This window comes from Mycobacterium xenopi (genome assembly GCF_009936235.1).
Lineage (GTDB): Bacteria > Actinomycetota > Actinomycetes > Mycobacteriales > Mycobacteriaceae > Mycobacterium > Mycobacterium xenopi.
In genome coordinates, this window is record NZ_AP022314.1 from 3,064,482 (window position 1) to 3,078,167 (window position 13,686).

Annotated in this window: 13 protein-coding genes and 1 pseudogene; 6 read left to right on the forward strand and 8 right to left on the reverse strand. The window is 66.9% G+C overall.

What is annotated here, in order from left to right; genetic code table 11:
• Nucleotides 1-8: 8 nt before the first annotated feature.
• Nucleotides 9-572, forward strand: coding sequence for an SRPBCC family protein (locus tag MYXE_RS14265; RefSeq protein WP_003920005.1), 564 nt, complete (start codon nucleotides 9-11; stop codon nucleotides 570-572).
• Nucleotides 569-1,450 (forward strand): KPN_02809 family neutral zinc metallopeptidase, encoded by an 882-nt coding sequence (gene ypfJ / locus MYXE_RS14270; protein WP_085198554.1) that lies wholly within the window; start codon nucleotides 569-571, stop codon nucleotides 1,448-1,450. Before MYXE_RS14265 ends, ypfJ begins: the two co-directional genes overlap by 4 nt.
• A 13-nt stretch (nucleotides 1,451-1,463) precedes the next feature.
• Here the strand turns inward: ypfJ and MYXE_RS14275 are convergent, their stop codons facing one another.
• From MYXE_RS14275 to MYXE_RS14285, 3 genes are read right to left on the reverse strand one after another with little or no spacing between them, the layout of a single operon-like run.
• Entirely contained in the window at nucleotides 1,464-2,474 is a 1,011-nt protein-coding gene (locus tag MYXE_RS14275; protein WP_003920003.1) for an Rv2578c family radical SAM protein, read from the reverse strand.
• Nucleotides 2,475-2,527: 53 nt separating this feature from the next.
• Nucleotides 2,528-3,409, reverse strand: coding sequence for a dihydrodipicolinate synthase family protein (locus MYXE_RS14280; RefSeq protein WP_003920002.1), 882 nt, complete (start codon nucleotides 3,407-3,409; stop codon nucleotides 2,528-2,530).
• A 10-nt stretch (nucleotides 3,410-3,419) separates the two neighbouring features.
• The gene (locus MYXE_RS14285; protein ID WP_085198556.1) at nucleotides 3,420-4,205 is read right to left on the reverse strand and encodes an aldolase; all 786 of its coding nucleotides are present in this window, start codon (nucleotides 4,203-4,205) and stop codon (nucleotides 3,420-3,422) included.
• A gap of 95 nt (nucleotides 4,206-4,300) precedes the next feature.
• On the opposite strand from MYXE_RS14285, the gene MYXE_RS14290 reads away from it, so the two are divergent.
• Entirely contained in the window at nucleotides 4,301-4,837 is a 537-nt protein-coding gene (locus MYXE_RS14290) for a helix-turn-helix domain-containing protein (RefSeq protein WP_085198663.1), read from the forward strand.
• Between the two features lie 68 nt (nucleotides 4,838-4,905).
• Nucleotides 4,906-6,509, forward strand: a pseudogene (locus tag MYXE_RS14295) (purple acid phosphatase family protein).
• Here MYXE_RS14295 and hisS read toward each other — a convergent pair.
• Together hisS and MYXE_RS14305 are read right to left on the reverse strand one after the other, a co-directional pair.
• The gene (gene hisS, locus MYXE_RS14300; RefSeq protein ID WP_003919998.1) at nucleotides 6,506-7,768 is read right to left on the reverse strand and encodes a histidine--tRNA ligase; all 1,263 of its coding nucleotides are present in this window, start codon (nucleotides 7,766-7,768) and stop codon (nucleotides 6,506-6,508) included. The pseudogene MYXE_RS14295 and the gene hisS sit on opposite strands and share 4 nt — an antisense overlap.
• The gene (locus tag MYXE_RS14305) at nucleotides 7,765-8,430 is read right to left on the reverse strand and encodes an MBL fold metallo-hydrolase (RefSeq protein WP_085198560.1); all 666 of its coding nucleotides are present in this window, start codon (nucleotides 8,428-8,430) and stop codon (nucleotides 7,765-7,767) included. The genes hisS and MYXE_RS14305 overlap by 4 nt, the downstream gene beginning before the upstream one ends.
• Nucleotides 8,431-8,552: 122 nt before the next feature.
• Between MYXE_RS14305 and MYXE_RS14310 the strand changes: the two genes are divergently transcribed.
• Nucleotides 8,553-9,437 carry a peptidylprolyl isomerase gene (locus MYXE_RS14310; protein WP_085198562.1) on the forward strand — a complete coding sequence of 295 codons (885 nt, stop codon included), beginning with the start codon at nucleotides 8,553-8,555 and terminating at the stop codon, nucleotides 9,435-9,437.
• Nucleotides 9,438-9,450: 13 nt separating this feature from the next.
• Here the strand turns inward: MYXE_RS14310 and MYXE_RS14315 are convergent, their stop codons facing one another.
• On the reverse strand, nucleotides 9,451-10,188 hold the full coding sequence (locus MYXE_RS14315) for a hypothetical protein (RefSeq protein WP_085198564.1): 738 nt from the start codon (nucleotides 10,186-10,188) through the stop codon (nucleotides 9,451-9,453).
• Between the two features lie 29 nt (nucleotides 10,189-10,217).
• Entirely contained in the window at nucleotides 10,218-10,526 is a 309-nt protein-coding gene (locus tag MYXE_RS14320) for a hypothetical protein (protein ID WP_039889773.1), read from the reverse strand.
• A 299-nt stretch (nucleotides 10,527-10,825) separates the two neighbouring features.
• Between MYXE_RS14320 and MYXE_RS14325 the strand changes: the two genes are divergently transcribed.
• A complete protein-coding gene (locus tag MYXE_RS14325; RefSeq protein WP_085198566.1) occupies nucleotides 10,826-11,215 on the forward strand; it encodes a hypothetical protein in 390 nt (129 codons plus the stop codon).
• A gap of 84 nt (nucleotides 11,216-11,299) precedes the next feature.
• Here MYXE_RS14325 and MYXE_RS14330 read toward each other — a convergent pair whose 3' ends face one another.
• Nucleotides 11,300-13,663, reverse strand: a complete 2,364-nt coding sequence (locus tag MYXE_RS14330; RefSeq protein WP_003919992.1) for a RelA/SpoT family protein — start codon at nucleotides 13,661-13,663, stop codon at nucleotides 11,300-11,302.
• Nucleotides 13,664-13,686: the final 23 nt, after the last annotated feature.

Sequence of the window (13,686 nt, forward strand, 5' to 3'; positions counted from 1 at the left end):
CTAGGGCCATGCTTCCGTGCGAACGCGTCGACCTGGGCTTCATCGAGACCGCGCCGTATCGATTCCGCAACAGCGTCGAACTCGCCATCACGCCCGAGCAGCTGTTCGAGGTGCTCGCCGACCCGCAGTCGTGGCCCCAGTGGGCGACGGTGATCACCAAGGTGACATGGACCAGTCCCGAGCCGCGCGGAGTCGGCGCCACCCGCATCGTCGACATGCGCGGCGGCATCGTCGGCGACGAGGAGTTCCTCGCCTGGGAACCGTTCACTCGCATGGCTTTTCGGTTCAACAACTGCTCCACACCCGCTGTCGCGGCGTTCGCTGAGGACTATCGCGTCGAGGCCATGCCCGGAGGGTGCCGGTTGACGTGGACGATGGCGCAAAAGCCCGCCGGCTTCGCTCGGCTGGCGATGTTCGTCGGCCGGCCGCTGCTGAATCGAATGCTCCGCCGGTTCCTCGCCAACCTGCGCACCTACACCGACAGACGCTTTGGCGCCGCGCCGGTTTCGCCCCCGAAAGACGCCGGCGCTGACAGCCAGCCGCGAACAGATGCAACGGAGAGCGCGCCATGACCTTCAACGAGGGTATGCAGATCGACACCAGGACCACCTCGACATCGGGAGGCTTCGGTGGGCGAACGATCGCGATCGGCGGTGGCCTCGGCGGGCTGGTGATCGCCGTGGTGGCGATGCTGCTCGGCGTCGATCCCGGCAACGTGTTGAGCCAGCAGCCGGTCAACACCTACGAGAACACCGCGCCAGGTTTCGACTTGGCCAGGTGCCGGACCGGTGCCGACGCCAACAAATACGTGCAGTGCCGCGTGGTGGCCACCGGCAACTCCGTCGACGCGGTCTGGAAGCAGCTGCTTCCCGGCTACACCCGCCCGCATGTGCGGCTGTTCAGCGGCGCGGTGGACACCGGCTGCGGGCCGGCCACCAGCGAGGTCGGGCCATTCTATTGCCCGGTGGATCAGACCGCTTACTTCGACACCGACTTCTTCCAGGTACTCAAGGACCAATTCGGTTCCAGCGGTGGGCCGTTGGCGCAGGAGTATGTCGTGGCGCACGAGTTCGGCCATCATGTGCAGGACCTGGCGGGGGTCTTGGGTCGCGCCCAGCAGGGCGCGCAAGGCGCCGGCGGCAACGGCGTGCGCACGGAGCTGCAAGCCGACTGCTATGCCGGCGTGTGGGCGCATTACGCGGCGACGGTCCGTCAGGAAAGCACCGGGGTGCCGTTCTTGCAGCCGCTGACCGACCAAGACATTCACGACGCACTGTCGGCCGCTGCCTCCGTCGGTGACGACCGCATCCAGCGCAGGGCGACCGGGCGCACCAACCCGGAGTCGTGGACGCACGGGTCGTCCGCGCAGCGCCAGCACTGGTTCACCGTCGGCTATCAGACCGGTGACCCGAACAAGTGCGACACCTTCCACGCCGCCGATCTGGGCTAGGGCCGCTAGAACGCTAGAACAGCGTCGGCTCCGGTGCCGCGGCGGCCGGTGCGGCAGTGGTGTGCGCGCCTGCCCGCTGCTCTCCGGCCAAGCCGTAGCGGGCCAGCAGCGGCGCCACCCGCTCGCGCAATGCGGCCCGGTACCACGACGGCAAATAGGCTGCGCGCCCGTACAATTCGCGATAGCGCGCGACCAGCTCCGGATGTGACCGCGCCAGCCACGACATGAACCAGCCGCGGGTCGACCCCCGCAGATGCAGCCCCAACACCGTGGCACCCGTCGCGCCGGCGGCGGCGATGTCGCGCACCAATGCCTCCAGGTGTTCAGCGGAATCGGTCAGATACGGCAGCACCGGAGCCACCATGACGTGGCAGTCCAAACCGGCGTCGCGGACCGCGGCGATCAACCCGAGTCGGGCCTGCGGACTCGGTGTGCCCGGTTCGACGTCCTTGTGCAGCGCGGGATCGGCCACCGCCAGCGACACCGCGACACCGACCGGCACCTGTGCGGCGGCCCGCGCGATCAGCGGCAGGTCGCGGCGCAGCAGCGTGCCCTTGGTCAGGATCGACAGCGGGGTGCCCGATTCGGCCAGCGCGCCGATGATGCCCGGCATCAACGCGTAGCGGCCCTCGGCCCGTTGGTAAGGGTCGGTATTGGTGCCCAGCGCCACCTTCTCGCGGCGCCACGAGCTGCGACGCAGCTCCCGGCGCAGCACCTCGACGATGTTGGTCTTGACGATGATCTGGGTGTCGAAGTCGTTGCCACAGTCCAGATCGAGGTATTCATGGGTGGGCCGCGCGAAACAGTAGCGGCAGGCGTGTGAGCAACCGCGATACCCGTTGACGGTGTATCGGAAGGGCAGCATCGAGGCGTTGGGAACCTTGTTGAGCGCGGACTTGCACAGCACTTCGTGAAAAGTGATGCCGTCGAATTGTGGTGTGCGCACACTGCGGACGAAGCCGATGCGCTCCAAGCCGGGCAAAGCGCCGTCGTCGACGTCGATGCCCTGCGGGTCCCAGCGCATATCCCCTATTCGAACTCTTGTTCGAGCCGATGTCAAGGCGGCGCGACAACCGCTTACACCTCGGCGAGCAACTCCCGCAGCCTGGCCCGGCCCGCGTCGTCGAGTGGCAGCAGCGGCCGGCGGGGATCACCCACGCCAACCCCGAGGAGGTCTAACCCCGCCTTGACCGTGGTGGCCAGCCCGCCCGCCACGATGAACTCCAGCAGCGGCTTGAGCATCTCGTAGAGCTTGCGCGCCTTGTCCATGTCGCCGGCGCGCACTGCGTCGTACAGCTCGATGCACGGTTGTGGGCGCAAACACGGTGCGGCGGTGCACCATCCGGCTGCGCCGGCTTTCAGCGCGTCGAGCACCAGCGGGTTGCTGCCGTTGTAGAACGGCAGCCGGCCACCGCTGAGCTCGGCAATGCGCTGCATTCGCGACAGGTCGCCGGTGGACTCCTTGACCATGGCCAGGTTGTCGATGGTCTCGAACATCCGCACCAGCAGCTCGGGCTTCATGTCGATACCGCTGGTGGCGGGGTTGTTGTACGCCATGATCGGAATCCCGATCGCCTCGCCGACACTGCGGTAGTGCTCGACGATTTCGCGCTCGGTGAGCTTCCAGTAGGACACCGGCAGGACCATCACCGCGTCGGCGCCGGCTTTCTGGGCATACTGGGCGCGCCGAATTGTCTTGGCGGTGGTGACATCTGACACCCCGACGACGACGGGCACCCGGCCGCCCACGGCGGCGATGGTGGTGTCGACCACGGTGTCGAACTCGTACTCGTCGAGATAGGCCAGCTCACCGGTGCTGCCGAGCGGTGCGATCGCGTGAACGCCGGCGCCCACCAGCCGCTCCACCAGTGCGCTCAGTGCCGCGGTGTCGATGGTGCCGGCCGAATCGGTGGCGAACGGGGTCACCGGGTAGGCGATGATGCCGTGGATGTTGGGCACTATAGGCTCCTCAACTGGTCAAGACGTCAGGGTGGCGCTTGAGCGCCCGACGCGCGTAGTAGGCGAAGTTCGCCCGGCTGCGCTCGGGTCGCAGGGTCCAATCGTGGGCCTCGCGGGCCAGTTTTTCGGGAAGCTCCTTGATCGTGCCGGCCGCCATCGCGGCCAGCTGCAGCTTGGCCGCGCGTTCGATGAGCATCGCCAGCGAACAAGCTTCTTCGATGCTGGCACCGGCGACCACCTGACCGTGGTGGGCGAGCAGGATCGCCTTCTTGTCGCCGAGGGCGGCGCTGATGATCTCCCCCTCCTCGTTGCCCACCGGAACGCCCGGCCAGTCGGCCAGAAACGCGCAGTCGTCGTAGAGCGGCGTGGTGTCCATCTGCGACACGATCAGCGGAACCTCGAGCATCGACAGCGCCGCGCAGTGGAACGCGTGGGTGTGCACGATGCACTGGACGTCGGGCCGCGCGCGGTAGATCCAGCTGTGAAAGCGGTTGGCGGGGTTGGCCATTCCCTCGCCGTCGAGCACGTTGAGGTCCTCGTCGACAAGCAGCAGATTGGCGTCGGTGATCTCGTCGAACCCCAGCCCCAGCCGCTGGGTGTAGTACGTGCCGGGCTGCTCGGCCCGTGCGGTGATCTGCCCGGCCAGCCCCGAATCGTGGCCGGCGTCAAACAAGGCGCGACAGGTCAGCGCCAGCTTCTGGCGGGCAGTCAATCCCGACTCCCCGACGTTGGCGGCCAGCCGCTCCTGGGCGCGACGCATCAACTCGGCTTTGGAGTCGGTGAACGTGGTTGCCATCGGGGGGCTCCGGTATCTCGACAGCTTGTGAAACAATGGCCACGATAGGAAACCTTGTGTCATCATGCAACCATGACGACGAACGGGCAGCGCCGGTGACGGCGCTGCTGCGAGCCGTGCGCAGGCAACGCGGTCTTACCCTGCAGTCGCTCGCCGAGCAAACCGGTTTGACCAAGAGCTACCTGTCGAAGATCGAGCGCCGGCAGAGCACACCCTCGATCGCGGTGGCCCTCAAGGTTGCCCGGGCACTCGATGTCGATGTGGCGCAACTGTTCTCCGACCAGACCACCGACGAGAAGATCACCGTCGACCGCGCCGGCGACCGCACACACGAACCAGGCCGCTACGTCGCGCTGGCATCGGGTGTATTAGGAAAGTCGATGTCGCCCTTCGTAGTTCGGCCGACCGCAACGAGTACCGATGACCCGCACCCGGTGCATGCGGGTCAAGAGTTCGTGTTCGTGCACACCGGGACCGTCGAACTGCAATACGGAGACCGCGCCGTCGAACTCGGCGCCGGTGACAGCGCCTACTTCGACGCATCGGTCAGCCACCGACTCCGCGCGGTCGGCAAGGTGCCCGCCGAGGTCGTCGTCGTCGCCCACCAGGACTCCGGCGCCAACCGAAGTTAGCCGGTGCCGAGGAGTCGGCCGCGGCGAGCGTTCACCGGCACGTATGTCCACCGTCGCCCAATTCAGGTATGAAGCATAGGGTGAGCGAAGACCCAGAACCGGCCGACGGTGGTGCCACGCAACAGCGGGGCATCAGCCGCCGGACGTTGTTGGCGACGGGCGCGGCGTCGGCGGTGGTCGGCGCGGGCCTCGGGGTGGGCGGCACGGTTTTGGCGCGGTCCCATCGGCCCGGGCCCGCGCTGTGGCAGCGGCCCGACCGCGCCGCGCACCGCCGGTGCGCGGTCTGCATTTGCAATTCGGCCAAAACGCGTCCACCCAAGTCGTGGTGTCCTGGCATACCACCGACGCCGTGCGCAATCCGCGGGTCATGGTCGGCGCCCCGGGATCCGGGTTCGGCCGTACCGTGCCAGCAGAGACCCGCACTTACCGGGACGCCAAGTCCAACACCGAGGTTCGCGTCAATCACGCGGTGCTGGACAACCTGACACCGGACACCGACTATGTCTACGCCGCCGTACACGACGGCGCCAGCCCCGAGCTGGGAACGGCTCGCACTGCACCGTTGGGGCGAAAGCCGTTGTGTTTCACCAGCTTCGGCGACCAGGCCACGCCGACGCTGGGCAGGCTGGTCGGCACCACGTATGCCAGCGACAACCTCGGATCGCCGGCCGCCGGTGATATCACCGCCGCAGTCGAACGCATCGGCCCGCTGTTCAACCTGGTCAACGGGGACCTGTGCTATGCCAACCTGGCTCGCGACCGGGTGCGCACCTGGACCGACTGGTTCGACAACAACACCCGCTCGGCACGCCATCGACCATGGATGCCGGCGGCGGGCAACCACGAAAACGAACTCGGGAACGGGCCGGTCGGCTACGCGGCCTACCAAACGTACTTCGCGCTGCCCGATTCGGGATCAGACCCGCAATTCCGCGGCCTGTGGTACTCGTTCACCGCCGGCTCGCTGCGAGTGATCAGCCTCAACAACGACGACGTCTGCTTCCAGGACGGCGGAAACTTCTACATTCACGGCTACTCGGGCGGTGCGCAAAAGCGTTGGCTTGAAGCCGAACTGGCCAATGCGCGGCACGACCCAGAGATCGACTGGATCGTGGTGTGCATGCATCAGACCGCGATCTCGACCACCAACCGCACCAACGGCGCCGACCTGGGCATCCGCCAAGAGTGGCTACCGCTGTTCGACCGCTACCAGGTCGATTTGGTGGTGTGCGGACATGAACACCACTACGAGCGTTCACACCCGGTTCGCGGCGTGCTGGGCGGCGACACCAGGACACCGATACCCGTCGATACCCGTACCGACGTCGTCGACACCACCCGGGGAACCGTGCATCTCGTCATCGGTGGCGGCGGCACGTCGGCGCCGTCCAACAAGCTGTTCTTCGCCCAGCCGCGATGCCGGGTACTGACCGGCGTCGGCGGATTCGACGCCGCGATCGGTCGCAAGGCGCCGATCTACCTCACCGAGGAGGCGCCGTGGTCGGCGTTTCGCGACCGCGAAAACCCCTACGGCTTCGCCGCATTCGAGGTAGACCCCGGTGCGCCGGGCGGCACTACCTCGATCAAGGTCACACATTACGCGGTGGGCGGGCCCGCCGGTGCACTCAGCGTCGTCGACCAGTTCACCCTCACCCGACCGCGTGGCGGCTAGCGGCGCAGCCGCGAAAGTACCTCGGCCACAAGGGAATCCGTCGCGACACTGACCTGTTCACCTGTCGACAGGTCCTTCACCTCGACGGTGCTGGCTTCGATATCGCGGTCGCCGGCGACCAGCGCGATGCGCGCGCCGGAACGGTCCGCCGCGCGCATCGCGCCCTTGAGGCCGCGGTCGCCGTAGGCCAGATCCACCCGCAGACCACCCGCCCGCAATTGGGCGGCCAACACCGCCAACCGAAGCTTGGCCTGCTCGCTTAACGGCACGCCGAACACGTCGCACCGGCTGGCCTCCCCGACCGTCTTGCCCTCGGCTTGCAGGGCCAGCAGTGTCCGGTCCACGCCGAGCCCGAAGCCGATGCCGGACAGATCGGCCCCGCCGAGCTGGCGCATCAGCCCGTCGTAGCGGCCGCCGCCGCCGATACCGGACTGCGCGCCCAGCCCGTCATGGACGAACTCGAATGCGGTCTTGGTGTAGTAGTCCAGGCCACGCACCATGCGCGGGTTGATGACATAGCGCACGCCGAGCGCGTCCAAGTGGGCCAGCACCGTGTCGAAGTGCTGTTTGGCGACATCGGAGAGGTGGTCGAGCATCACCGGCGCGTCGGCGGTCATCGCCTTGACCTTGGGACGCTTGTCGTCGAGCACCCGCATCGGGTTGATTTCGGCGCGCCTGCGAGTTTCTTCATCCAGGTCGAGCTGAAACAGGAAGTCCTGCAACAACTCTCGATACTGAGGCCGACAGGTTTCGTCGCCCAGCGAGGTGATTTCCAGCCGGAAGTCCCGCAGGCCCAGGGAACGAAACCCCGCGTCGGCGACCGCAATCACCTCGGCGTCCAGCGCGGGATCGTCGACACCGATAGCCTCGACGCCGACCTGTTGCAGCTGGCGGTAGCGGCCGGCCTGGGGACGCTCGTAGCGGAAAAACGGGCCCGCATAGCACAGTTTGATCGGCAGGGCGCCGCGGTCGAGACCGTGCTCGATCACCGCGCGCACCACACCGGCGGTGCCCTCGGGGCGCAGAGTGACCGACCGGTCGCCGCGGTCGGTGAACGTGTACATCTCCTTGGACACCACGTCGGTGGACTCGCCCACCCCGCGGGCGAACAGCGCGGTGTCTTCGAAGATCGGCAGCTCGATATCGCGGTACCCGGCCCGGCGGGCGGCGTCGAGCAGGCCGTCGCGGACCGCGACGAATCCCGCCGACTCCGGTGGAACATAGTCTGGTACACCCTTGGGTGCCGAGAACTGGGTCACGGGCTCAGGCCTTCGAGGAATGGGTTGTATCGACGCTCGGCGCCGATCGTGGTCTTCGGGCCGTGGCCCGGCAGGACCAGGGTGTTGTCGTCGAGTACCAGCAGCTTGTCGACGATCGAGCACAGCAGGTCGCGGCCGCTGCCGCCGAACAGGTCGGTGCGCCCCACCGAGCGCTCGAACAGGGTGTCGCCGGTGAACACCACGTCGGACCCGTCGCCATCGACCCGGAACACCACCGATCCGCGGGTGTGGCCCGGGGTGTGGTCGACGGTGACCGTGATGTCGGCCAGGTCGAGCTTGTCGCCGTCGCGGTCGAGTTCGACGACCTGTCTGGGTTCGCGGAACATGGCGCTGAACAGCAGCTGGCCCAAACGCGGCCCGAAACCCTTGATCGGGTCGGTCAGCATGAACCGGTCCTCGGGGTGGATATAGGCGGGGCAGCCGAACGTGTCGGACACCTTCTGCGCCGACCAGATGTGGTCGATGTGACCGTGCGTGAGCAGGACGGCCGCCGGGGTCAGCCGGTTTTCGTCGAGGATCCGCCGCAGCGGGCCCATCGCGCGCTGGCCGGGGTCGACGATGATGGCGTCCGCTCCCGGGTGGGGCGCCACCACGTAGCAGTTGCACTGCAGCAGTCCAGCCGGAAATCCGGTGATCAACACGGTCCCCAGTCTCCCATCCGCCGACGCGGCCGGGTGGTGCGACCCGCATTCACCGCTGGCTGGCACACTCTGTCCAGACTCGAGGCAACAACAACGGCAACAACAGCGGAGGGGTAGCGGCGGTGCCGAGCAACGAACAACGCCGGGCGGCGGCCAAGCGCAAACTGGAACGGCGACTGGAGCGTCGGGCCCAGCAAGCCCGCCGGCGCCGGGCCTTGATGATCGTCGGCGGTTCGGTCGCGGCGGTGGTCGTCATCGCCGCGGTGGTGGCGACCCTGGTGCTCACCAACCGCGAGCACCAGCACAAGACCGCGTCGGCGAAGACGGGCACGGCCGCGTCCACCTCTGCTCACCCCGCCGCGCCGGGCGTGCCGCCGTTGCCGCCGTTTAGGCCGTCGGCCGACCTGGGTGCCAACTGCCAGTACCCGCCGTCGCCGGACCCCGCGAGCAAACCGGTGCAGCCCCCGCGGTCGGGCAAAGTACCGACCGATCCGGCCCAGGTCAGCGTCAGCATGGTCACCAACCGGGGCAACATTGGCCTGCTGCTCGCCAACGACAGGTCGCCGTGCACCGTCAATAGTTTCGCGAGCTTGGCCGGTCAGAAGTTCTTCGACGACACTCGATGCCACCGGCTGACGACCTCGCCGACCTTGGGGGTGCTGCAGTGTGGGGACCCCAAGGGCGACGGCACGGGCGGACCGGGCTACCAATTCGCCAACGAATACCCCACCGACCAGTACAAGCCCGACGACCCGGCAGTGCACGAGCCGGTGGTGTATCCGCGCGGCACCTTGGCCATGGCCAACAGCGGGCCGAATACCAATGGCAGCCAGTTCTTCCTGGTGTACAAGGATTCGCAGCTGCCGCCGGAATACACGGTGTTCGGCACGATTCAGCAGGATGGGCTGGCCACCCTGGACAAGATCGCCAATGCCGGTGTGGCCGGTGGTAAGGACGACGGCGAACCGGCGGAGGACGTCACGATCAAATCGGTGCGCCTCGACTGACCCGCGGCCCGCTCTAGCGGGACGATTGCGGCGGCGGGTTTTTGCCGCTTGTGAACCAGGCGACTTTGGCGTGCCAGGATCGGGCCGACCCATAGGCGAACCCGACCGCAGCCAGGCAGGCACACAGCCAGACGGGCAACGTGATATCGACGCCGATCTCAGCGGTGATCACCTGGATCGCGGTCGCGGCGATCCCGAACTCGGCTGAAATCAGATAGAGGTTGACCGTCGTCGTCGAACGCGGGTCCTTGCGCAGAATCAGCAGCACCCGGCCCGCGTAGCTGAACAAATAGATCAACAAAACCCCCAGCACCAGCCAGTAGGCGCCGAACCAGACCGTGCTGACGTGGGCCGGGAACAGGTCCGGGTGATAACCCTCGTCGGCGATGACGAACACCGCTACCAGCGACGGAATACCGAGCAGCAGCGGGATTTCGACCTGGCGGCGAAACAGGCCGCGCAGCTGGCGCTCGTCGCCCAGCCGGGCCAACCCGTGGTAGATGATGGCGGTCACCGCGGCGATCAGGCACAGGTGGCCGAGGAGATCCTCCACATTCCAGCGCCTGAGGATGTGGTACAGCGGCGGGCCCAATTTCGCCGACGCCCACGGCGACATGAGCAACACCGCGCAGCCCTGCAGGGCGATGTTGAGGCTCGCGCCGGCTTCCCAGCGGGAGCGCCACGTGTCACGGCGGATCCACAGGCTGTAAAAGACGGCGGCCAGGGTGGCGAGGATGAGTGCAGACACCATTGTCGCCACCCAACTTACCCGCGATGCCGTCAGACAGGCGGCTTCCTCGGGTCGGGTTGCAGGTCGCGCAGTCTCACCCGGTGGGGCGTCGAATCCACGTATTCGGTGACCGCCTCATGCGGGATCAACCCGTAGCGGACCTGCAGGTCGACCGGGTTTAGCCCGAAGTACTCGGCCGCCCTGATGAGGTTGTCCGCGGTGATCAGCCTGCCCTCGCGAGCCGCCTTGTAGTACGCCGATTTGCGATACCCGAACGCCTCGTAGACCTCCGTGGCCGCGAGGGGCCTGCCCACAAGATAGGAAAGGACCACCGCCGGGTCTTTGTCACGGTCGTCCATGGCGATGGACAGTAGCTCAGCCGGGTGGCCCGAGTACAACCAAAAGCCCCTGGTGAAGCGATCCGACCCATGATCGTAACAAAGGTCCACTTTTGTAAACTGCTGTTTACCTATAGGCGGGTCGGCTGCCCGCGATCCGGTGCCCCAAAAGGTGCGCGCGCCGCGTAATTAGGCGGCAGTCCACACGTGGCGGCGGTGGAGGATATACCGAATACGCGCACAGCTGCGCCATTTTTCACTACAGAAGTTCACTTTTATGGACTAAAGTGTCGTGGTGTAGCCGTCGCGAGGAGACAACGATGTCCGTACCCGCTGACCGAAAGCCGGCACGCAAAACTGCGAGCGGTTGGCCCCGTCATCGTGCCGATCGGTACGCCCAAGGCAATACCAGCCGCGACGAGGCGTCGCCGATCGTGAAATTGGCGAAGCTAGCGCAGCAAGCGGTGATCATCGGTGCCGGTGCGCTGGTTCTGGTCGGCGCCGTCGGCGGTCCCGGCCTAGTGGCGCAAGCCCACGCGAACACCCCCCAGTGCGTCACCAACGCGACAGATCCATGCCCGCCGCCGCCCGGCGGTTCCCCCGGCCCGCAAAACCAACTCCAACAACAGTCGGCGGATCAACCTCGAGAGCACGTCGTTTGCCAGCCGGCCGGCAAGGTCGGAGCATTCTGCTACCGCATCGTGAAGTGACCGCGACGGTCACGGTTACCGCGAGCAGACGCAAAAACACCCAAAACTGAGCTGCTGCAGGGATTTTGCGTCTGCTCGCCCACATTACGCCGCTGACGTGACCCGGTAGACGTCGTAGACGCCCTCGACGTTGCGGACGACGTCGAGCAGATGCCCCAGATGCTTGGGGTCGCCCATCTCAAACGTGAAGCGGCTGATGGCAACTCGGTCGTTCGACGTGGTCACCGACGCCGACAGGATGTTCACCTTCTCGTCGGAGAGCGCCCGGGTGATGTCCGACAGCAGCCGGTGGCGGTCGAGCGCCTCGACCTGGATCGCCACCAAAAATACCGACGACGGCGACGGCGCCCAGTGCACTTCGATGATCCGCTCGGACTGCTGGCGCAGCGACGCGGCGTTGGTGCAGTCGGTGCGGTGCACGCTGACCCCACCGCCGCGGGTGACGAATCCCATGATCTGGTCGCCGGGCACCGGGGTGCAGCACTTGGCCAGCTTGGTCAGCACACCGGGAGCGCCGGGGACGGCGACCCCGGTGTCCTCGGTGCTGCGCTGGCGGCGCGGCATGGTCGCCGGCGTGGACCGCTCGGCGAGCTCCTCTTCGGCCTGTTCGATGCCGCCGAGCTCGGCCAAAAGCCGCTGCACGACGTGCTTGGCCGACACGTGCCCTTCACCGATCGCGGTGTAGAGCGCCGATACGTCCGCGTAGTGCAGCTCGTGAGCCACCGCGGCCATCGATCCGCCGTTCACCAAGCGCTGCAACGGAAGTCCGCCGCGGCGCACTTCCCGGGCCATCGCTTCCTTGCCGGCCTCCAGCGCCTCCTCGCGGCGCTCCTTGGCGAACCATTGGCGGATCTTGGTCTTGGCCCGCGGCGACGCCACGAACTGCTGCCAGTCACGCGACGGCCCGGCGTTGGGCGCCTTCGAGGTGAAAATCTCGACGACTTCCCCGTTTTCCAGCTTCCGCTCCAGCGCCACCAGCCGGCCGTTGACCCGCGCGCCGATGCAGCGGTGCCCGACCTCGGTGTGCACGGCGTAGGCGAAGTCCACCGGCGTCGACCCGGCCGGCAGGGTAATCACGTCGCCCTTCGGGGTGAATACGAAAATCTGTTGCACCGCAAGGTCATAGCGCAACGACTCCAGAAACTCGCCGGGGTCGGCGGCTTCCCGCTGCCAGTCGAGCAGTTGACGCATCCAGGCCATGTCGTCGATCTCGGCGGCGGCATGCGGATGCGGAAGACCGTTGCGGCCCTTGGCTTCTTTGTAGCGCCAGTGCGCAGCAATGCCGTATTCGGCGGTGCGGTGCATGTCGCGGGTGCGGATCTGCACCTCCAGCGGCTTGCCCTCCGGGCCGATGACCGTGGTGTGCAGCGACTGGTATACCCCGTAGCGCGGCTGGGCGATGTAGTCCTTGAACCGGCCGGCCATCGGCTGCCACAGCGAATGCACCACGCCCACGGCGGCGTAACAGTCGCGGATCTCGTCGCACAGAATACGGATGCCCACCAGGTCGTGGATGTCGTCGAAGTCGCGGCCCTTGACGATCATCTTCTGGTAGATCGACCAGTAGTGTTTCGGCCGGCCCTCGACGGTGGCGTTGATCTTCGACGCCTTCAGGGTGGCGACGATCTCGTCGCGCACCTTGGCCAGGTAGGTGTCCCGCGACGGCGCACGGTCGGCCACCAGCCGCACAATCTCTTCGTATTTCTTGGGATGCAGGATCGCGAACGCCAAGTCCTCCAGCTCCCACTTGACGGTGGCCATACCCAGCCGATGTGCAAGCGGCGCAATGACTTCCAGGGTTTCGCGGGCCTTGCGGACCTGCTTCTCCGGCGGCAGGAAGCGCATGGTGCGCATGTTGTGCAGCCGGTCGGCCACTTTGATCACCAGCACCCGCGGGTCGCGGGCCATCGCGATGATCATCTTGCGGATCGTCTCGCCCTCGGCGGCGCTGCCCAACACCACCCGATCCAGCTTGGTCACGCCGTCAACGAGATTGCCGACCTCTTCGCCGAATTCGGCGGACAGCTGCTCCAGCGTGTAACCGGTGTCTTCGACCGTGTCGTGCAGCAACGCAGCCACCAGCGTGGTGGTGTCCATGCCCAATTCGGCCAGGATGGTGGCCACCGCAAGGGGATGGGTGATGTAGGGATCCCCGGAGTGGCGCAGCTGGCTGGCGTGGCGCTGCTCGGCGACTTCGTAGGCCCGCTGCAGCAGCGACAGGTCGGCCTTGGGGTAGACCTGCCGATGCACCGCCACCAGCGGTTCGAGCACCGGGTTGATCGCGTTGCGCTGCGCGGTCATCCGCCGCGCCAGCCGCGCCCGCACTCGCCGCGACGCGCTGGTAGTGGTCTTCAGCCCTACCCGAGATTCGGCCGGCAGCGCGTCGGGGGCCGACGGCGATTCGGCAGCCGGCTCTAACGCTTGCGCCGCCCGCTGGTCGTCCGCCACGTTCGTCACCTCCGAGCTCCCAG